Annotated in this window: 15 protein-coding genes and 1 riboswitch; of the genes, 4 read left to right on the forward strand and 11 right to left on the reverse strand. The window is 60.0% G+C overall.

Annotated elements, in window-relative coordinates:
* Nucleotides 1–58 precede the first annotated feature (58 nt).
* Nucleotides 59–259, reverse strand: a complete 201-nt coding sequence (locus GYN08_RS21870; RefSeq protein WP_166279306.1) for a copper ion binding protein — start codon at nucleotides 257–259, stop codon at nucleotides 59–61.
* Nucleotides 260–294: 35 nt separating this feature from the next.
* The gene (locus tag GYN08_RS21875; RefSeq protein WP_166279309.1) at nucleotides 295–648 is read right to left on the reverse strand and encodes a metal-sensitive transcriptional regulator; all 354 of its coding nucleotides are present in this window, start codon (nucleotides 646–648) and stop codon (nucleotides 295–297) included.
* Between the two features lie 338 nt (nucleotides 649–986).
* On the opposite strand from GYN08_RS21875, the gene GYN08_RS21880 reads away from it, so the two are divergent.
* On the forward strand, nucleotides 987–1,562 hold the full coding sequence (locus GYN08_RS21880) for a thymidine kinase (protein WP_166279312.1): 576 nt from the start codon (nucleotides 987–989) through the stop codon (nucleotides 1,560–1,562).
* A gap of 84 nt (nucleotides 1,563–1,646) precedes the next feature.
* Here GYN08_RS21880 and GYN08_RS21885 read toward each other — a convergent pair whose 3' ends face one another.
* Nucleotides 1,647–2,936, reverse strand: a complete 1,290-nt coding sequence (locus GYN08_RS21885; RefSeq protein WP_166279315.1) for a hypothetical protein — start codon at nucleotides 2,934–2,936, stop codon at nucleotides 1,647–1,649.
* Between the two features lie 202 nt (nucleotides 2,937–3,138).
* Between GYN08_RS21885 and GYN08_RS21890 the strand changes: the two genes are divergently transcribed.
* Nucleotides 3,139–3,984 carry an MBL fold metallo-hydrolase gene (locus GYN08_RS21890; RefSeq protein ID WP_166279318.1) on the forward strand — a complete coding sequence of 282 codons (846 nt, stop codon included), beginning with the start codon at nucleotides 3,139–3,141 and terminating at the stop codon, nucleotides 3,982–3,984.
* A gap of 196 nt (nucleotides 3,985–4,180) precedes the next feature.
* On the opposite strand, the gene GYN08_RS21895 is transcribed toward GYN08_RS21890, so the two are convergent.
* The 4 genes from GYN08_RS21895 to GYN08_RS21910 all read right to left on the reverse strand — a co-directional run bounded on the left by GYN08_RS21895 (nucleotide 4,181) and on the right by GYN08_RS21910 (nucleotide 10,188).
* Complete coding sequence (locus GYN08_RS21895; RefSeq protein ID WP_166279425.1) at nucleotides 4,181–4,702, reverse strand: GNAT family N-acetyltransferase; 522 nt, start codon at nucleotides 4,700–4,702, stop codon at nucleotides 4,181–4,183.
* A 541-nt stretch (nucleotides 4,703–5,243) separates the two neighbouring features.
* Nucleotides 5,244–7,103, reverse strand: coding sequence for an ABC transporter substrate-binding protein (locus GYN08_RS21900; RefSeq protein ID WP_166279321.1), 1,860 nt, complete (start codon nucleotides 7,101–7,103; stop codon nucleotides 5,244–5,246).
* Nucleotides 7,104–7,176: 73 nt separating this feature from the next.
* A complete protein-coding gene (locus GYN08_RS21905) occupies nucleotides 7,177–8,724 on the reverse strand; it encodes an ABC transporter permease (RefSeq protein WP_166279324.1) in 1,548 nt (515 codons plus the stop codon).
* Nucleotides 8,725–8,745: 21 nt separating this feature from the next.
* Complete coding sequence (locus tag GYN08_RS21910) at nucleotides 8,746–10,188, reverse strand: ABC transporter permease (protein ID WP_166279329.1); 1,443 nt, start codon at nucleotides 10,186–10,188, stop codon at nucleotides 8,746–8,748.
* Between the two features lie 179 nt (nucleotides 10,189–10,367).
* On the opposite strand from GYN08_RS21910, the gene GYN08_RS21915 reads away from it, so the two are divergent.
* The gene (locus GYN08_RS21915) at nucleotides 10,368–12,212 is read left to right on the forward strand and encodes an ABC transporter ATP-binding protein (RefSeq protein ID WP_166279332.1); all 1,845 of its coding nucleotides are present in this window, start codon (nucleotides 10,368–10,370) and stop codon (nucleotides 12,210–12,212) included.
* Between the two features lie 445 nt (nucleotides 12,213–12,657).
* Here GYN08_RS21915 and GYN08_RS21920 read toward each other — a convergent pair whose 3' ends face one another.
* The 3 genes from GYN08_RS21920 to GYN08_RS21930 form a co-directional block, all read right to left on the reverse strand.
* Nucleotides 12,658–14,172 (reverse strand): NAD(P)/FAD-dependent oxidoreductase, encoded by a 1,515-nt coding sequence (locus tag GYN08_RS21920; RefSeq protein ID WP_206023875.1) that lies wholly within the window; start codon nucleotides 14,170–14,172, stop codon nucleotides 12,658–12,660.
* Nucleotides 14,173–14,293: 121 nt separating this feature from the next.
* Nucleotides 14,294–14,394, reverse strand: a riboswitch (purine riboswitch).
* Between the two features lie 188 nt (nucleotides 14,395–14,582).
* A complete protein-coding gene (locus GYN08_RS21925) occupies nucleotides 14,583–15,575 on the reverse strand; it encodes a hypothetical protein (RefSeq protein ID WP_166279335.1) in 993 nt (330 codons plus the stop codon).
* Nucleotides 15,568–16,206: an RNA polymerase sigma factor gene (locus GYN08_RS21930; RefSeq protein ID WP_166279338.1), complete on the reverse strand. Its 639-nt coding sequence runs from the start codon at nucleotides 16,204–16,206 to the stop codon at nucleotides 15,568–15,570. The genes GYN08_RS21925 and GYN08_RS21930 overlap by 8 nt, the downstream gene beginning before the upstream one ends.
* 139 nt (nucleotides 16,207–16,345) lie before the next feature.
* Here GYN08_RS21930 and GYN08_RS21935 point away from each other — a divergent pair, with 139 nt between their 5' ends.
* Complete coding sequence (locus GYN08_RS21935; protein WP_166279341.1) at nucleotides 16,346–16,870, forward strand: GrpB family protein; 525 nt, start codon at nucleotides 16,346–16,348, stop codon at nucleotides 16,868–16,870.
* A 117-nt stretch (nucleotides 16,871–16,987) separates the two neighbouring features.
* On the opposite strand, the gene GYN08_RS21940 is transcribed toward GYN08_RS21935, so the two are convergent.
* Nucleotides 16,988–19,183 (reverse strand): DEAD/DEAH box helicase, encoded by a 2,196-nt coding sequence (locus GYN08_RS21940; RefSeq protein ID WP_166279344.1) that lies wholly within the window; start codon nucleotides 19,181–19,183, stop codon nucleotides 16,988–16,990.
* Between the last annotated feature and the right edge of the window lie 47 nt (nucleotides 19,184–19,230).

The following is a 19,230-nucleotide window of genomic DNA, read 5'->3' on the forward strand; positions in this document are numbered from 1 at the left end:
CGATAAAGAAAAACCCGGTCGAAGCGGATTAGGCGCCTTCCGGGCTTTTGAACTTTTTTTAGAGTACGTCGTAACCTTGATCTTCGATGGCCGCTTTGATCGCGTCCAAGCTGACGGCCGCTTCGTCGTACGACACGTCTACCGTTTTGGCGCCCAGATCGACTTTGCCCTCGGCTCCGGCTTCCTTGACCGCCCCTTCGACGGCTTTGACGCAGTGGTTGCAGGACATTCCCAAGACGTTGAGAGTAGTAGTTTGCATGGATGATTCCTCCTCGGCGATCGGATTATTTAAAGTCACTTCATTAACTTGTTAACCGTAATCAACAGTTCATCGATCACTTCGGTCTCGCCCGCTTCGATCCGCTCGATCACGCAGCTGCGCATATGGCCTTCGAGCAGGAGCTTGCCGACGCTGTTCAATGCGGACTGGGCGGCAGCGATCTGGTTCAGCACGTCGTCGCAGTAAGTATCCTTCTCGATCATGCCTTTGATGCCGCGAATCTGGCCTTCGATGCGGTTCAGGCGGGAAACAAGGTTGTTTTTCGTTTCCTCGGAGTGATGGCTTTTTCTCGGCAGTTTGCCGTCTTCGCCGGGCAGTCCGCAGTGTTCCTGCGCCGGAGCCGTCTCCGCGTTTTTCCGAATCGCCATAGGTTCGCTCCCTTCGTTGCCGGTACATTCGGCTGTCCTTGATTCTTCTCCATTCTAATATACCCCCATAGGGTATGTAAAGAGGCCGGGAATATTTTTTTCGAAAAAGTTGACGCTCCGGTGAACGCGGCGCGCGAATTCGAAGCGGCCGCGGGATTCGCGGGCGTCGGGACCTTGTCCGGGCTTTTCGTTTTGCACGCTTATACACCCGGGGGGTACCTCCGAACGATCGCCCTCTTCCTCGTCGCTTCAAGAAAAAACGTTTGAAAATTCCTTTTTCCCGCCGCGGCATTCCTGCTACAATGGAGGTCGGACTTCAGAGCTAAGGAGAGAATACGATGGCGCAACTCTTTTTCAAATACGGGGCGATGAACAGCGGGAAATCGATCGAGATCCTGAAGGTCGCCCATAACTACGAAGAACAGAACAAGAACGTCCTGATCTTCACTTCCGGCATCGACGACCGCGACGAGGTGGGCCATGTGTCTTCCCGGATCGGCATGAAGCGCGAAGCGATTCCGGTCTATCCGAGCACGAATCTGTACGACGAAGTCAAGAACTACCAGGGAAAAAAGATCAGCTGCGTGCTGTTCGACGAAGTGCAGTTCGTGACGAAGGAGCAGGTGCTGCAGATGACGCGCATCGTGGACGAACTGAACATCCCCGTCATGGGCTTCGGCCTCAAAAACGATTTCCGCAACGAGCTGTTCGAAGGCAGCCAGTACATGCTTCTGTACGCGGACAAAATCGAGGAGATGAAAACGATCTGCTGGTTCTGCGAGCGCAAAGCGACGATGGCGCTGCGGGTCGACGAAAACCGCAAACCGCTGTATACCGGCGAGCAGATCCAGATCGGGGGCAACGACCGCTATTTCCCCGTCTGCCGCAAATGCCACGCCAATCCGCCGCTGTAAACCGAATAAATCACATTCCGCGCAGCAGCCGGCCTTCCCCCCCGGGAGAGGCCGGTCTTTTTGCGTCAAAAAGCCCGCTTCGCTTCATCCGATCCCCGGGGCTCGGGCTTTGCGGCGTCCCTTCGCGTTCCTGTCCGCCGTATCGGAGGAGCGCCCTGCCCGCATTTCCCGGCCCAGCGCCAGCAGCATCCACAGCAGCAGCGCCACATTGACGTACACGACGGCCAGCCCCGGGTACACGCCGATCCGTTCCGCCTGGACCATCCAGAGATTCGCGGTCACGCTCAGGCTGAGAAGAACGGCGGGCAGGCGCCAACGGCGGTCGTACAGGCAGACGAACACGGCCAGCACCAGAGCGGGCACGCTGTAGCGTTCGTGAATTTCGGTCGGCAGCATGAAAAAGGCGAAGTTGACCAGCGCCGCCGATTTGAGCAGCGCCGCGGCATCCATGCGGCTGCGCCACAAGCAGGCGGCCGCGTAAACCACGCACAGCGCGAGCAGCAGAAAGCCGGCCGTTCGCAGCGACAGAAAGCCCAGCACTTTCGTCGTGTCCGGCGTCGTCGGCGGCGTGCCGATGAAATAGTACCAGACGTTCATCGCGTTCATCGTGACCTGCGGATACATGCCGACGGCGCTGAGGTAAGCTCCCTTCAGCATCGCCTGCAGGCCGCCCGACCAAGCGAAGAAAGCGGCGCAGGCGCCCGTGACTCCGGCGAATCCGGCCGCGAACAGCGCCGGCGGACGGAATTCGCGCCGCAGCAGCAGGCGAAGGAAATAGATGCCGAACACGGCCAGCAGCGTGACCGCCTGGAATTTGCTCAGCAGCGCCAGCGCGAACAGCGCGCCGGCGGCCGGCGGCGAACCGGGCAGCAGCAGGAGCGACGCGGCCATAAGCAGACTGTGCAGCATGTCGACCTGGCCCCAGACGGCGCTGCCGAAGATCAGCGCCGGATTCAGCGCCAGCAGCGCCAGCACGAACAGCCGCCCTGCCGTGCGGCCCGAGGAACGCGTCAGCAGGACGGCGGCGCCGAACGCCGCCAGATCCAGCGCGATCAGCACGCCTTTGAACGACAGCTCGCCCGCCGCCGGCACGATGCCGAACAGTCCGGCGGCGGAGCGGTATGCCTCCATGATCAGCAGGAACAGCGGCGGGTAATTGATATTGCTTCCTTCTATGTAGACGGTCCCCAGCCCCCGCTGCCGTACCTGCCGCATCCAGTCCACGAACAGCTCCTGGTCGCTCATGAAGCCGCCGTAGCGGGAGGCCAGCGCCAGCCGGATCAAGACCGCCGCGACGGCCAGAACGATCAGCCAAACAGCGAAACGACGGCCCGCGGACGCCTTGTTCGGCCGCTCCTTGTCATGCCGCTTCATCCTTTTCCCTCCCTGCGCTCGTTCTTTTGCGCCCATCATAGCACGCTCCCGGAATCGGGCTCAACTTCTCTCCCGTTTGTCGGAAAACTGTGCGGAATGCCTTTTCTCCCACTGTGTCAGCGCTCTCCGTTAAGGGTAAATCAAGGCAAATCGTCTATCCGCTGTATGGATATTCAACCCACATTACGGAGGTGCAGCAGTTATGCAAGGCTATCCGAATTCCGGTTCCCCCGATGCGAGCCGTCCCGAAGGACGGCTGCCCGAAGACGTCACCTATCTGCGCACGATGATTTCCAACGTTGTCATGGTCGGCATGCCCGGAAGCGGCCGATGGATCCTCGTCGATGCCGGCATGCCCGGCTCCGAGTCCAAAATTTTGAAGGCGGCGAGAGAGCGTTTCGGCACCGAGAAGCCTCAGGCGATCCTGCTGACGCACGGCCATTTCGATCACACCGGCTCCATTCAGGAGCTGATCGCCCTGTTTCCCGACGTGCCCGTCTACGCCCATGAACTGGAGCTGCCCTTCCTGACGGGCAAAGCCGATTATCCGCCCGGCGACCCGACCGTCGGCGGCGGCCTGATGGCGGCATCCGCTCCGCTCTATCCGAACAAAGGCATCGACATCGGCTCGAGCGTCCGCGCGCTGCCGGCCGACGGAAGCGTGCCGTTCCTGCCGGAATGGCGCTGGCTGCATACGCCCGGCCATTCCGAGGGACATGTGTCGCTGTTCCGCAGTATGGACGGCACGCTGATAGCGGGCGACGCTTTTATCACGGTCAAGCAGGAATCCGCATTGGCCGTGCTGACCCAGCGGCGCGAAATTCACGGGCCGCCGACTTATTTCACGCCCAACTGGGAAGCGGCCCGCACCTCGGTCGCCCGACTGGCGGCCCTGCGTCCGGCTTCGGCCGTAACGGGGCACGGCGAACCGATGGCCGGAACGGAACTGACCGAAGGATTGGAGCGCCTCAGCAGCGACTTCGACCGGCTGGCCGTCCCGGACAGCGGCCGATACGTCGACTCGGCGCATATCGATCCGGAACAGTAACATAAGTTCGAAATCCGGGGAACCCCGTTCTTCTGTCGGCAGCGGCAGCAAGCGGGCCCGGACGGCCGTTCCCTATAACACCTGAACTCATACCCGAAGCCCGGCAGTATTTCTGCCGGGCTTCGTTTCGTACGCCTTACGTTTATGCCGAGTATTTTGCCGAAAGCTTCATTCGAGAAACGCTTTTTTGCAAACGCTATAGTTCATGCCGCAGAATCGAATACAGTTCGGAGTCGTGGAACGCGCCTTTGAAGTACAGGTGCTCCCGCATCCGGCCTTCCCGCTTCATCCCGATCCGCTGCATTACTTTGGCAGAGGCTTCGTTGTCCGGCCGGCAGGTGGCATAGATCCGATGGACGCCCAGCTCTTCGAATCCGAACCGCAGCAGCGCGAAAGCCGCTTCCGACGCATATCCGCTCCCCCAAAAACGGGGATTGAACGTGTAGCCGATCTCCGCGTTAAATCCTGCCGCGTGAATGCCGCAGCCTCCGATCAGCTCTCCGGTTTCTTTTAACGCGTCGACCAGTTCGAAGCTCATGCGCGGCATCTCCCGCTGCATTTCGATCAGCTGCGCCACGTACTCTTTCGTCTGCTCCTCCGTATTCGGCCCCCAGATGGAATGCCGCACCACCTGTGGATCGGACGCGTATTCGTGTATGGCCGCCCAGTCTTCGGGCACGGCGTCGCGCAGAATCAGGCGTTCGGTTTGGATGGAAATCGACATATTCCCGCCCCCTTTTTTTGCTTACGATTATGAACCTCGTCGGCGCGGCTTTCAAGGGGAGCGTGCCTTTTCTCGCGCAAACGCCATCCGATAAACTTTAAGGCCGCAGCCCGCTTTTATCCGAATTCTAACGAACCGCGATAGCGTTATAGCGCGATTTTGAAGCTTTTTAAAAGACTAACGAATCGGAATATCGCTAAGCGGCGGCATATCGTCCGTTCAAGCGTAATCAGAATCGAATAGCGTGACGAGGATTCTTTAAACCGTTCAAACCGTGAAAAACAAGCCCATAGCGTGCCTAGGATTCGTTAGAATCCGGAGGCGAGCGAAATTCCTTCCGCAGCATTCTAACTCCCGCGGAATTCTCGTTCCCTCGGCCGCATTAGCCCGGAAGCGGGCTCTCTGCGCAAAAGAAACCCGGCATTCCGCAAGGATCGCCGGGTTTCTCGACATGTTGACGCTCTTCCGAACGGGAAGAGCTCTTTTCGGTTACGCCGATCGGCCGCCTTTTAGACGGTTATCGTCAGGTCAAGGCTTACTTCGAAGCCGCGTAAGCCGCCAGGAATTCCTTGACCTTGGCCGGATCGGCCGTCAGCTCGTTGCCCGTATCGACGAGCGGGCTGACCGTGGAAGCCGCCTTGATCTTGTTGCCTTCGTAGAACTGCAGGATCTCGTCCTGGTTGATGGAGTACAGCACCGCTTTGCGCAGGTCGGCGCTCTTGCCGACCGGACGGTTCTCCGACGTGTTGAACAGCAGATAGGAGACGCCGTTGCTTTCGATCGTTTGCAGCTGCAGCTTGGCATCGCCTTTGACGACCGAGAACTTCGTTTCCGGCACGCCGTAGTACGAGTAGATTTCGCCGCTGCGCAGAGCCGCGAGGGCGCTGTCCGCGTCCGCGATGAAGCGGACGTTGATGTTCGAGATATTCGGTTCGTTGTCCGTGCCCGGCATATAGGCCGGGTTCTTCACGAATTTGGCTTCATAGTCGTTCTTGGTGGTCAGAATATACGGACCGCTGGCATACAGCGTGTTGTTGTACGAAGCGCCTTCCGTGACGGTGTTTTGGTCGCCGTAAGGGATGTCTTTCGTGACGTCGAATTTCGCCACGTCGTACGTATTGATGCTCTCGACCTGCTTTTTCGACACGATGCCCGCGGATTGGTGCCCCAAATAGTTCAGTACCTGCGGGAAAGGCTCGGTCGTCGTCAGCTTCACGACCTGATATTTGCCGGCTGCATTGTCGGCCTGCTTCTTGTCCGCCACCAGCTCGGAGATCGGCGCGTCGAGGCCTTTTTCCAACGCTTCGCGGATCGTGCCGCCGCCGGACGCTTTGACCGAGTCGAGCTGCGACAGGTCGGAGACCGCTTCGACCGTCTTGATGTGCTCGTGCAGCGAGTACGTGCGGTGATCCGGCACGGAGTCTTTGTTCTTCGCGCGGTCAAGCGAGAAGATAACGTCGTCGGCGCCTACGCGCTCGCCGGTGTCGACGGCTTTGCCGTTCTCGACCTTCGCGAAGTCGATATCGTCGCGCAGGATGAAGTAGTATTCCGAGTTGTCGTCGGCGATGCCGAAATTGCGCGACAGCGAGCCGTCGGAAGTGATCTTGTCGTCATCCGTGAGGTTGATCAGGCGCACGTACATATTGGTGTTGATCGTATTGATCGAACCGTCGTTGCCTTTGATCGGGTCGAGCGACGTCAGCGTGGACGCGCTCTGCGTCAGCACGAGCGGCTCGGTTTTGTTTTTGGCGGCATCCTTGAACTCGATGTCTTCCCAGGCCAGGGCGCGGGATTTGGACAGACGTACGGATTCCGGGTTCAGAATGTCTTTGTTGATCGCCTGGCTCTTCAGCGAGATGTAGAGCGGCGCGATGTAGGCCTTATCGAACACGAGCTTCTGCTCGAGTTCTTTGTAGGTGGCGGTATAATCTTCCGGCGACTGCGTCGCGGCCTTGTCGATCAGCTTGTCGATCTCCGGATCGGACATGATGCTGTAGTCGCCGCCCGTCTTGAACAAGGAGCGTACGGCATAATCCGGGTTGCCGGTTACGGTCGTCCAGCTGGACAGGGCCACGTCGTAGTTGCCGGCTTCCTGCTGCGCTTTGAAGCTGCCGTAATCCGGCTGCAGGTTCATCTTGACGTTAAAGCCGTTTTTGGTGAGCTGATCGCGGATGATGTTGACGTCCGACTCGCTGGACGTCATGGCCAGCAGCTCGATGTCTACCAGAGAAGCCGCAGTCGTGTCCGCGGCTTTCTGTTCGCCGCCGTCCTTGGTTTCGGCGGCCGGAGCGGCCGTGTCGGATTTGGTCTTGACCGACGTGCATCCTGTCAGCACCAGAAGCAAAGCCAGCAGCAGTACGGTCAGCGTTTTGGTGAATCGATAAGATTGACGCATGTTTTTCTCCCCCTCCATAGTTGGAAACTGTATATTTGAGTCCGAAAGCCGTCAGCCGGACCCGGAAGGACCGCTAATCCAGCTTCGGATCGAGCGCATCCCGCAGTCCGTCGCCCAGGAAATTGAACGACAAGACGAGCGCGATGATCGCCAGCCCCGGATAGATCGCCAGATAGGAATTCGTTTCCAGGTAGGCACTGCCGAGTTTCAGAATGTTGCCCCATTCGGGAATATGCGGTTCCACGCCCAGGCCCAAATAGCTGAGACTGCTGGTGGAAATGACGGCCGTGCCGATGGTCAGCGTCGCTTTGACGATCATCGGAGCCATCGAATTCGGCACGATATGCTTGAAAATGATCGACAGATTGCCGGAACCGAACGCTCTCGCCGCGTCGACGAACTCGTACGTGGACACCATCATCACGTTGGCCCGCATCGTTCGGGCATAGGTGGGAATGGCTCCCACGCTGAGCGCCAGAATCAGGTTGACCGTATTCGCGCCGAACGCCGCGATAATCGCGATCGCCAGCAGAATGCCGGGAATCGAATACAGGATATCCAGCGCCCGCATGATGATATTATCCGTGCGCCGCCCGTAGTAGCCCGATACCGCGCCCAGGATTCCTCCGACGACGAACGGGATCAGCGTGGATACCGCGCCGACGATCAGCGAAATCCGCGCGCCGAATACGATGCGGGAGAACAGGTCGCGGCCGAAGTTGTCGGTACCCAGCGGATAGGCCAGACTCGGCGTCTGCAGAATCGCCCCGTAATTGTTCTCGACGGCCATGCCGTAATCGAACGTGAACAGGCTGCATACCGACAGCGAAAACAGGAAGAAGACGAAGAACATTCCCAGCATCGACGTGGTGCCGCGCGAGAGCCGGTCGATCGCGTCTTCCCAGCGCGGGGAAGCCGGCGACTTCTGGCTGCGGATCTTCGCCAGCAGCACGATGCCGAGCAGCAGCGCGAACAAATTGCCCGCGGCCGCCGTCAGGATCAGCGCCAGCGCGATCCAGACCATCCAGCCGGGTACGGCTCCGCACTTGACGAAGGCGGCGATCAGGAGCAGCGAGGCGAACTGGAAGCCCGCCACGATCAGCAGCACCAGCATGCCGAGCGGGAACGTGTCCGCCACGTAAGGCTTGAACAGATTAAGCGCCGAAATCGCGATAACGCCGATCTGAGTCATCAGCATATATCCGGCAAATATGTATTCGGGCGTTTTGACCTTCTTGATCAATTGGAACGCCGCCGCCGCGGCAAATACGTTGCCGCTCGCCAGGCTGAGCAGCTGCACCCAGCCGAGCGCGCGCGTTCCGCCGCGGATATGACCGACCGCGCGCAGGTCTCTTCGGATCAGCAGCGCGATGACGATCTGCACGAGCGTGAAAAACGCGTAGGCGCCGGCGGCCCCCAGCACGGCCGGCTTGACCGCTCCCGTTCCGTAATCGAACGCGTTCGCCAGCAGAATCAGCGTCAGCAGCAGGGACGCGATCCAGGCAAAGCCGGCCTGCGCGTACTCGGACGATGTACGCGCCCCGCCTCCTATCCCCGCATCGAGTCCCGACGCGGAAGAAGAACCCGCGGCCGAAGGTTCGGTAACCGATAATTCGGACATGTCGCATGCCCCTCCTTTTCTCTAATACCGCTTCATCTTGGTCCGGATTCTCGGATCGATGAACGCGTACAGTACGTCTATGACGACATTGACGATCGAGATGACGATCGCCGTGTACACGACCCCGCCCATGACCGCCGGAATGTCCGGCACGAACTGCTTGTCGACGATGTAGCTGCCGAGTCCGCTGATGTTGAACACTTTTTCCGTGATCGCCGCTCCGCCCAGCATGCCGCCGAACTGCAGACCCACCACGGTCACGATCGGAATAAGCGCGTTGCGCACCGTATGCTTCATCAGCACCGTGCTCCGGCCCAGCCCTTTGGCTTTGGCGGTCAGGATATAATCTTCGTTCATGACTTCCAGCGTCGAGGAGCGGGTCATCCGGGCCACCGCCGCCGTCAATCCGGTACCGAGCACGATCACCGGCATGATGAATGAAGGCAGGCTGCCCGGCGTGTAGGTCGCCGGCAGCCAGCCCAACTTGATCGAGAACCCGAGAATGAACACCAGACCCTGCCAGAAATTCGGAATCGACAGGCCGATCAGAGCAATGAACATAAAGCTGTAGTCGAGCCACGAATTGCGGCGCGCGGCCGACAGGATGCCGATCGGCAGCGCAATCAGCAGCGCCAGCAGAAGCGCAAACGACGCCAGCAGAAGCGTGACCGGAAACTTGCGCAGGATGGTCGAGGCCACGTCTTCGTTGCCCGCGAACGATTTGCCGAGGTCGAGCGTCAGGATGCCGCGAACATTGTCCCAGAGCTGTGCAAGATACGGACGATCGAGCCCGTAAATCCGGTTAAACGATTCGATCTGGTCGGGCGTAGCCGTCTGCCCGAGGATATTGGCCGCCGGGTCCATCGGCGAGAGATGCAGGATGGTGAATACGAGCGCGGCGACCCCTACCACCACGAAGAGCGTCATCAGCAGACGCTCGAATATGTATTTGGAATACGGATTCGCGTACAGCAGCATCAGGATCGCCATCGGGAATCCGATCACGGCCGCAGCGGCCGCGAACAGCGGATTCGAAATCAGGGATTCGAACGCCGCGGCGTAATCGTTTCTCGCAACGCCGCCGCCGCGCGCGCGCTCGGCCGCGATCTCGCCGGCGCGGACCCACAGCCTCTCCTCCGCTCTCCGGTCCACCTCTCGCTCCGTCTCCCGGGCATCCGGTTCCTGACCGAAGAAGCGTCGTTTCTCTTCCAACTGACTGGCGAATTCCCGCTTCAGTTCGCGTTCCAGGCCGGATTCGCGCAGTTCCCGCAGCGCCGAAGCCTGCAGCTCCGCGTATCCTCCTCCGCCCCTACGGGCGAGCCACACGACAAGCACGATCAGATTGACGGGGGCTCCGAGCAGCAGCAGCCAGAAACGATAGCCGGGAATGCCCAGCATTTTGCGGTACAGCCGTCCGATCGGTTCATGCCAGGACGAACGAACCCTTTTTTCAGCCGTTTCCATAAATACCTTGCCTCCCAAAACGTAGCGAATGTATAATTCGTTAATAATCGTTAATTCCGATTGATATACTCGACTTTATAAATCGTATTTTAGGGTTCATGCTTCTGGAAAGTCAAGACATCGCGAAAACATTTTTGGAACATGATTTTAGCCAACTTACATAACGGGGGCCTGCGATAATGGAAAAACTGCTGCAAGTCACTAATCTGCGCGTGTCGTTTTCGGCTCGCGAAACGGAAACGGAAGCCGTTCGCGGCGTCAGCTTCGAATTGAACAAAGGGGAAACGCTGGGCATCGTGGGGGAATCGGGCAGCGGCAAAAGCGTGACCGCGCGGGCGATCATGCGCCTGCTGCCCGAAGCTTCCGCGCGCGTGAGAAGCGGAGAGGTCGTCTTCTTGGGACAGAACCTGGCAAAGAAAACGAGAAAAGAAATGGAGCAGATCCGCGGACGCGATATCGGCATGATTTTTCAGGATCCGATGACTTCGCTCAACCCGACGCTGCGCATCGGCGAGCAGATCGCCGAAACGCTGCGCAAACACCGCAAAATGTCCAAGCGCGAAGCCCGCGGCGAGGCCGTCGAAATGCTGAAGCTGGTCGGCATCCGCGATCCGGAAACGCGCTTCGACCAGTATCCGCACGAGTTTTCCGGCGGCATGCGCCAGCGGGCGATGATCGCCATCGCGCTGGCCTGCCGTCCGTCGCTCTTGATCGCCGACGAACCGACAACCGCGCTCGACGTGACCATTCAGGCGCAGATTCTGAACGTCATGAAGCAGATGCAGGAGAAGCTCGGTACCGCCATCGTCCTGATCACCCACGATCTCGGCGTCGTGGCCGGCATGTGCGACCGGGTCGTCGTCATGAAAAGCGGCGAGATCGTGGAAGAAGGCCGCACGGAAGACATTTTCGCCCGGCCGCGGCATCCGTATACGAAGAAGCTGCTGAACGCGCTGCCGCGGCTCGACCAGCCGAAGAAGCCGAAGCGCGGGCGAAGCGGCGCGGACACGGAGACGGGAGCCGGACAAGCGAACGTCGGACGCGGCGGCGAGGCGGACGCGGCGCGAAGCGGCGCGGCGCCGGACGGCGGGTTCCGTGCGGACCCGGAAGCCCGTCCGCTGCTCGAAGTCCGGTCGCTGCGCCAGCACTTCAATCTCGGCAAAGGCCGCACGCTGAAAGCCGTCAACGACATCAGCTTCTTTATCCGCGAAGGCGAAACGCTGGGCATGGTCGGCGAATCGGGCAGCGGAAAGTCCACGACGGGCCGCGCCATTCTTCGCCTGCATGAACCGACGGGCGGCGACGTGCTGTACCGCGGCATGGCCGTTAACCGGCTGTCGCCGAAAGAGATGAAACTCATGCGCCGCGAAATGCAGATGATCTTCCAGGACCCGTATGCCTCGCTCAATCCGCGGCTGAAGATCCTCGATATTATCGGCGAAGCGATGGACGTGCACGGCCTGTCGCGGAATCCCGTCCAGCGGCGGGCGCGCGTCGAAGAGCTGCTTGAAATGGTGGGGCTCGATCCGGCGTTCGCGCTGCGTTATCCGCACGAGTTCTCCGGCGGCCAGCGCCAGCGGATCGGCATCGCTCGGGCGCTCGCGGTCGAACCGAAGTTCATCGTCTGCGACGAGCCGCTGTCCGCGCTCGACGTCTCGATCCAATCGCAGATCGTGACGCTGCTGGAAGATCTCCAGCAAAAGCTCGGCCTGACCTATCTGTTCATCGCGCACGACCTGTCGATGGTCAAGCATATCAGCGACCGGGTCGCGGTCATGTATTCCGGCAAAATCGTCGAACTGGCCGAAAGCGAGGAATTGTACCGCAGCCCGCAGCATCCTTACACCAAGTCGCTGCTGGCGGCGATTCCGGTCCCGGACCCGGCGATCGAATCGAAAAAAAAGCGCACGCTGCTGGAAGAAGACCGCGGCGAAGACAAGTACGGGCTGGAAGACTCAGAACTGGTCGAAGTATCGCCGGGGCATTGGGTGGCGGTGCGGGGGAAAGAGCTGGAGGGGGACTGAATCGAAGCCTGAACGAAAATCGGCACGAAGAGAGCGCGGCGGAGACGACGAACAAGGCGAGATCGCTTTCTGCCGAAGCAGGAATAAAGGCTCGGTATAAGCCGAACCAAATTCTAACGAATCGTCCAAGCGCTATTAAGGCATTTTAGCCCCTTTTGGAAATCTAATGAACCGTAAGCACGCTATTCGGCCGAATTCGACAAAAAAAGCCGCCGCCTCACCCGAATAACGTGAGTACGATTCCTTAATCGCGGATAACGGACGCAATCGTTTCGATAGCGTGATAAGGATTCCCTAGCCGTTCACACTTCCAAGCCGCACTTAAGACGCTTAAAACGCTCGCTCAATCGCCGCCATAGCGATCACTTCAAAAAAACTCCTTCGCGATCCGGTCGGTTGACCGGATATGACGAAGGAGTTTTTTCGAATATGGGCTGCGGACGGTCTACACCAGCGTCCGCTCCGCCGCCGTCTTTCCGGCCGCCGCTTTCTTCACCATGCCGCGCGCGATATGCACGCCCGCCGCTCCGGCCTGCGCCAGGCCGCGCGTGATGCCCGCGCCGTCTCCGCCGCAGTAGAGGCCGCGGATCTCCGTCTCCAGCGTCTCGTCCAGCTTCGGACGGGCGGAGTAGAATTTCGCTTCCACGCCGTAGAACAGCGTATGCTCGGACGCGATGCCCGGCGTGACCTTCTCCAGCGCTTCGACCATCTCGATCAGGCTCTTCATCGTGTTGTACGGCAGCACGAGGCCCAGATCGCCCGGCACCGCTTCCTTGAGCGTCGGCTCCAGGAAGCCTTCGCGGATGCGTTCCGCCGTGGAACGGCGGCCGCGCAGAATGTCGCCGTACTTCTGCACGATAACGCCGCCGCTGGACAGGTCGTTCGCGCGCTGGCAGATCTCGCGGGCGTATTCGTTCGGCTTGTCGAACGGCTCCGTGAATTTATGCGAGACGAGCAGCGCGAAGTTCGTGTTCCGCGAACCGAGCGCCGGGTCTTTGTACGAGTGGCCGTTCGCCGCCATGACTCCGCTGTGGTTCTCCACGACGACGTGGCCCGACGGGTTGCTGCAGAACGTGCGGACTCTCGTGCCGACCGACGTATTGAACACGAATTTGCCTTCGTACAGATGCTCGTTGATCTGACGCATGACGACATCCGACGTTTCCACGCGCACGCCCACGTCGACCTGGTTGTTGGTCAGCTTCAGGCGGCGCTTTTTGAATACGTCCGCCAGCCAGGCCGAACCGTCGCGGCCCGGAGCGATCATGACGCGCGGCGCATGGTACTCTTCCCCGTTTTTCAGACGAATGCCCGTAACCGTATGCTCTCCGCCTTCTTTTGCCGTGATCAGATCGTCCACTTCCGCTTTGTATTTCATCTCGACGCGCGGCTTCAGATACTCGAAGATCGACTTCAGAATCTCCAGGTTCTGCTCCGTGCCGAGATGGCGGACCTGGGCGCGCAGCAGCTTGAGGCCGGCCGCGTACGCGTTCTGCTCGATGTCGCGGATCGTGTCGGTCGTCGGGTCGGTGATCGATTCCGTCGCGCCGTGCTCCAGGTTAATGCTGTCCACGTACTCGATCAGCTCCAGCACCTGCGAAGGAGCCAGATAATCCGTCATCCACCCGCCGAACTCCGTCGTGATGTTGAACTTGCCGTCGCTGTACGCGCCCGCGCCGCCGAAGCCCGCCGTGATCGAGCAGGCCGGCAGGCAGCCCGCGAACTCTTTGCGTCCCGCGGCAGGCGGACAGAACTGGATCTTGTTCTCCAGAATCGGGCAGCGGCGCTTGTAGATGTCGTGGCCTTTGTCGACCAGCAGCACTTTCCAGTCCGGCGCCTGGCGCGTCAGTTCGTAGCTGGCGAAAATGCCCGCGGGGCCCGCGCCCACGATGATGCAGTCGTATTTATTGGAACTTTCGGCGTTCAGTTCGTTGGGTTCAAGCATGATGGAATCGGTCATGATCTGTAGTCTCCTCCTCTGATGGGCGCATACCGTGCTTCGAATTTTCGACATCCGATCGGATCGGCGCGGCGGCGGACAAAGCCTCAGGCGCGCAAAAAAGCCCGGCTGCCGGCAGGTATGCGAAAAGCATCCTATCCGTAGCCGGGACTTTACGGTTCCCTGGTAGAGACTCCCGAACCTTATCTTCGGGAATATACGAATGATTATATGGTTAATTGTTGTATTGTTCGCCTTTCAACAAAAACCATCATAACCGATCGCGAGAGAATCGTCAACCTGAACGCAGCAATAATATTCGCTTATTTTCGCAAATAAAACAAATACGCTCTTTTTTCTTTGTTATTTACCGCCTATTCACGAACATTAAAGAACAAAAAACGCTGAATATCGATTTTTGAACCTTGCTTTTATCGAACCGTATCCAGCAGAGAATCCTGCCATTTTCCGAGTTCATCCTCATTTTGTCCTTTGCGCAAAAACTCCACGACGAGAAACAACCGGTCGTCTCCGTGCATCGCCGTGTAGCGCAGTCCGCCGCCGATATGCTCCATCGAGTATTGTTCTCCCTGCAATTCCGGCAGACCGAGATCCGCCAGCAGAGCGTCGCGCTGCGCATCGGTGAGATCCGGCTGCAGCACCGTCGTCAGATAGCGAACGACTTCGACTTCCGGCTTTGCTTGAGGTTGCCCTTCGATGAACGTCCCCAGACTGAAAGACAGTTCGCGCAGCTGATTGTCGTCGTAATTGGTCCAAGCCGTGTAGCTGTTGCCGAGTTTCCCGAATCCCTGACGCGTTTCATTTAATCCCGGGAGACTGTTTTTCAGCTCCGCCGAGCTTTCGTACAAAGACAATCTCGGTTCCGCTTCTCCGGCGGCGCCCGCTTCCCAACGTTCCAAAAACTCGTCATACGTCAGCCCCATTACCGTATCGGCAACTCCCTGCGGCGGTTCATAAGCCGGATCGGTCGTCGGCAGGCGATGCCCGGCAGCCGGCAGATCGGGATCGTCGGAAGCGCCGGGCAGTGATTCGGACGGTATTTCGGGCGGTATTTCGGACGGTATTTCGGGCGGCACAGGCGGTACGGCCGTTTGCTCCGGCCCGCCTTGCACCGGCACGGAAGAACCTGCCGGATCAAGCGCATTCCCGAGCCACAACGGACGCGCCAGAACAAGAACCAGTACGATCAGCAGCACGCCGCCCGCCCCCAGCGCCGCTCCGGCAGCGAATCCGCGCTGTTTGCGCGCGATAGGTTCCGGCCGAGCGTCAGGCATCCTTTTCCAGGAACGGATCTCCGTCAAAATACCTGCGCGAATCTCTTCTTTGCGGCTTTCATCCAACTTCGGCATATCGATTAAGCCGCCGCCCGGCTTTTTCGCTGCTGTTCTTGTCTCCTTATTCATCGTCGATCCCCTTTCCGATCAGCCGCTCGTATTCGCTCCGTTTGCGCAGAAGGCGCAGTGCGCGATGCCGGATCGTTCTGATTTTCGCTTCTTTGCAGTCCAGCAGCTCCGCCGTTTCTTTGACGCTCAGCTCTTTTTGGTACAGAAAAAAGATCACTTCCCGCTGAGCCGGCTTCAGCGCGTTCATCAGCTCCAGCACCTTCGTCCGCCGCTCTTCCTCCAGCAGCGCATGCTCCGGTTCGTCCGCCGGAGGCGCGGCCCGTTCCTTGCGTACAAATCGCTCCGCAAAAGCCGGACGCCTGCGCCTCATGACGTCGGCCGCCGCGTTGCGCGCGATGGAGATCAACCACGTCTTCGGCGAAGACCGATCCCCGAACGCATGCAGATTACGGTACGCCTTGATGAACACTTCCTGCAGCACGTCCTCCGCTTCCCCCCGCCTTTCGCCCAGCATGAAAAACAAATATTGATAAACCTCGTCGTAATACAATTCGAACCATTCGGCGATTCGCCGCTCTCCGTCGGACCCGGGGTCACGGGCCGCTCCCGAGCGGTCCGTCCGCTCCCTCTCGCCTGCCGCTTCCGCCGCGTCCTTTTCCCGTTTTGCCGCCGTTATTCCGTCTGCCAACATGCCTCCCCCTCCGTTCTCTTTTTGTATTAGACGCTCCCTGCCCGGAAAGTATGTCATTTTTATTTTGCCTCATCCGGCAGGAGCCCATGCATCGCCCATCGAATAGCTGTAACCGCAGCAAGAAAAGGAGGCCTTCGGCATGCAGGTTCGTTTATCGACGTACGATCCGGACTGGGTCCGGCGTTTCGAGGAAGAAGCCGATTTTTTGCGAACCGTGTTCGGCGGCGAGATCGTTCGGTTCGAGCATTTCGGCAGCACGTCCGTTCCCGGCATGAAAGCCAAGCCCGTCATCGACATGATGATGCTCGTCCGGGACATCGGCAGCATCGACGCCTACAACGAAAAAATGACCGCGCTCGGATACGAGGCGGCCGGCGATTGGGGCATCCCGGGTCGGCGGCTTTTCCGCAAAGGCGGAGCAGATCGGACTCATCACATTCATGTGTACGAAGACAACCATCCGCAGATCGCCCGCCATCTGGTACTTCGGGATTATCTGCGTATCCACCCGGACGAGGCCGAAGCTTACAGCGCGCTCAAGGAGCGGCTGGCGTCGGAGCACGCGGAGACGAGCGGCTACAGCCCGGCGAAAAAAGCTTTTGTCAGCGAGTTGGAAAAAAGGGCGTTGGCGTGGCAGTCGGAGTCCGGACGAAGCGGCGAATAAGAAACGGCCGGCAGGAAGCATACATAAGCGAAAAGAGCCCGGACTTCTGTCCGGGCTCTTGCTGTCGTAGGTCGGCTAGCCGGCGGGGCTCTTCCTTTTTCCCAAAAACTCCCGAACCTACAAATCCTGCATCCGCAGTCCCCGCCGCAGCCCGTCCAGATCCAGCCCGTCCGCCGCGAAGGCGGCGCGGATCAGGCTCGGCGGCGTGAACTCGTCGTACTTGCCGAGATAAGGCGCTTCGAATTCGTCGAGCAGCGACAGCGGATCTTCCATCCGCTCCGTCTCCGACAGAATCAGATGCTGCAGCTCGTCCGCGTCCGTGCGGCCGGCGACGACCATGTAATGCGGCTCCATCGGCACGATCGAACGCAGCGACAGCTGCTGCGACAGATGGTTCTTCAGCAGCCGCTCCAGCGTCCGGAATTCCCGGCTGCCGACCCACGGCATGATGAACATCGAATCGCCGCCCGCCGGCAGCACGAGCCGTTCGGTCAAGCCCGTCTCGCGGGACAGGCGGCGGGCGCGTTCCAGCCGAGCGGCGGCGTTCGGCGCGAGATACGGATACAGCGTGTTTTCCCGCAGAATGTCGCGCATCTTGCGCAGAATCCGCGTGTGCATGTCGCCGCCCGCGCCGAGCCAGAGCGTATCCACTTTGCCTTTGGCGTGCTTGACGTAGACGGCTTTATGCCGGTTGTCCACCTCGTCGACTTTCCACAGACGGCCCGCAAGCGAGAAGCAGTAGCCCGCCGGCGGCACGGTCGTGATGGAGCCGATCTCCTCCGAGCCGTCGTAGACGGAATGCTCCTCTTCGTCCTTGAACACGGCGTAGAAGCGGTAATGGCCGGATACCCGTTCGCCCATCAGGCCGACGATCAGGCTGCCGTCCTCCGTCTGCTCGATATGGTCGGTCGCAAGCAGATACTCCAGCAGTTCGCGGTACTGATCGGTCGTGAAGTTGGCAAAAGGAGGCAGCGTCAGCACCGCGCGCGCCAGTTCGCCCGCTTCGGCTTCGCCGAAGCTGCGCAGCACGCTCATCGTCTGATGGTACAGCAGGCCGAGCGGCAGCTGCCGGACGACCTGCGGCTCGATCCACTTCTCCTTGACGTACAGCTCGCAGACGGCGATCGCCCGCAGCAGCGTCCACGGCATGCGCGCCGGAAGCTGCGCTTCCTCGTCGTCCTCTTCCGCGCAGACGAACATCATCTCCGCCACCGAGCCTTCGCGGCGACCGGAACGGCCCAGCCGCTGCACGAAGCTGGCGCAGGAGTAAGGCGCGCCGAGCTGCATGACCCGCTCCAGGCTGCCCAGGTCGATGCCCAGTTCCAGCGTCAGCGTCGCCGCCGCCACGGCCGGGCCGTATCCTTCGCGCAGCGCAGCCTCGGCTTCCTCGCGCAGCATGGAGGAAATGCTGCCGTGATGCACGTGGAACACGTCCGGCTGCTCCCGCAGCGCCGCGATCCGCCGCATCTCCAAAATGGTCGTTTCGGCGGTCGTGCGGCTGTTGGTGAAGATCAGCGCTTTTTTGAGGTGCGTATGGTCGTACACGAAGTTGTTGTACGCCTTCTTCGCGTTTTCCAGCGCTTCCGACTGCCGCTCGTCGCGGGCGTCCGGCATGGCGAAATTCTCGATCGACAGCCGCAGCTTGCGGCCGCCCGGCGGCGAGACCAGCTCGACCGGCACATGGGTGCCGCCGGCGAGCCAGCGCTTCACGGAATCGTAATCGCCGAGCGTCGCGGACAAGCCGATCCGCCGCGGCGAGCATCCCGCCATGCGCGACAGCCGCTCCAACTGGCTGAGCACCTGCGAGCCGCGGTCCGCGCCCATGAAGGCGTGCACCTCGTCGATCACGATAAAGCGCAGATCGCCGAACAGCGCCGGAATGGCGTTCGGGCGGTTCATGAGCAGCCCTTCCAGCGACTCCGGCGTGATCTGGAGCACGCCCGACGGATTGCGCATGACTTTGGTCTTCTCCGACTGCGGCACGTCGCCGTGCCAGTGCCAGACCGGAATATGCGCATCGCGCATCAGTCCTTCGAGCCGCTGAAACTGATCGTTGATCAGCGCTTTGAGCGGCCCGATGTACAGGATGCCGACCGATCGCGAAGGCTCCTGGTCCAGCAGCGTCAGCGCGGGAAAAAAGGCGGCTTCCGTCTTGCCCGAAGCCGTCCCCGAGGCGATCAGCATGTGATGGTTGGTATCCAAGACGACGCGGCTCGCTTCCACCTGCACTTCGCGCAGTTCTTCCCAGCCGCTGCGGTAAATATATTCCTGGATGAACGGAGCCAGCCGGTAAAAAGGATGCTCCGCGCTCACAGGTCAAGCTCCGCGAGAATATCGTCCGGCCCTTCGTCGTCCGGCCG

The sequence above is a fragment of the Saccharibacillus alkalitolerans genome (assembly GCF_011090185.1).
GTDB lineage: Bacteria > Bacillota > Bacilli > Paenibacillales > Paenibacillaceae > Saccharibacillus > Saccharibacillus alkalitolerans.

What these genes read in the sequence shown, in the direction of transcription:
- GYN08_RS21885 (WP_166279315.1), bottom strand. Translation starts at nt 2,936, where the DNA reads ATGAAGCGGCATGACAAGGAGCGGCCGAACAAGGCGTCCGCGGGCCGT.
- GYN08_RS21915 (WP_166279332.1), top strand. Translation starts at nt 10,368, where the DNA reads ATGGAAAAACTGCTGCAAGTCACTAATCTGCGCGTGTCGTTTTCGGCT.
- GYN08_RS21890 (WP_166279318.1), top strand. Translation starts at nt 3,139, where the DNA reads ATGCAAGGCTATCCGAATTCCGGTTCCCCCGATGCGAGCCGTCCCGAA.
- GYN08_RS21905 (WP_166279324.1), bottom strand. Translation starts at nt 8,724, where the DNA reads ATGTCCGAATTATCGGTTACCGAACCTTCGGCCGCGGGTTCTTCTTCC.
- GYN08_RS21880 (WP_166279312.1), top strand. Translation starts at nt 987, where the DNA reads ATGGCGCAACTCTTTTTCAAATACGGGGCGATGAACAGCGGGAAATCG.
- GYN08_RS21935 (WP_166279341.1), top strand. Translation starts at nt 16,346, where the DNA reads ATGCAGGTTCGTTTATCGACGTACGATCCGGACTGGGTCCGGCGTTTC.
- GYN08_RS21925 (WP_166279335.1), bottom strand. Translation starts at nt 15,575, where the DNA reads ATGAATAAGGAGACAAGAACAGCAGCGAAAAAGCCGGGCGGCGGCTTA.
- GYN08_RS21875 (WP_166279309.1), bottom strand. Translation starts at nt 648, where the DNA reads ATGGCGATTCGGAAAAACGCGGAGACGGCTCCGGCGCAGGAACACTGC.
- GYN08_RS21870 (WP_166279306.1), bottom strand. Translation starts at nt 259, where the DNA reads ATGCAAACTACTACTCTCAACGTCTTGGGAATGTCCTGCAACCACTGC.
- GYN08_RS21900 (WP_166279321.1), bottom strand. Translation starts at nt 7,103, where the DNA reads ATGCGTCAATCTTATCGATTCACCAAAACGCTGACCGTACTGCTGCTG.
- GYN08_RS21930 (WP_166279338.1), bottom strand. Translation starts at nt 16,206, where the DNA reads ATGTTGGCAGACGGAATAACGGCGGCAAAACGGGAAAAGGACGCGGCG.
- GYN08_RS21910 (WP_166279329.1), bottom strand. Translation starts at nt 10,188, where the DNA reads ATGGAAACGGCTGAAAAAAGGGTTCGTTCGTCCTGGCATGAACCGATC.
- GYN08_RS21920 (WP_206023875.1), bottom strand. Translation starts at nt 14,172, where the DNA reads ATGACCGATTCCATCATGCTTGAACCCAACGAACTGAACGCCGAAAGT.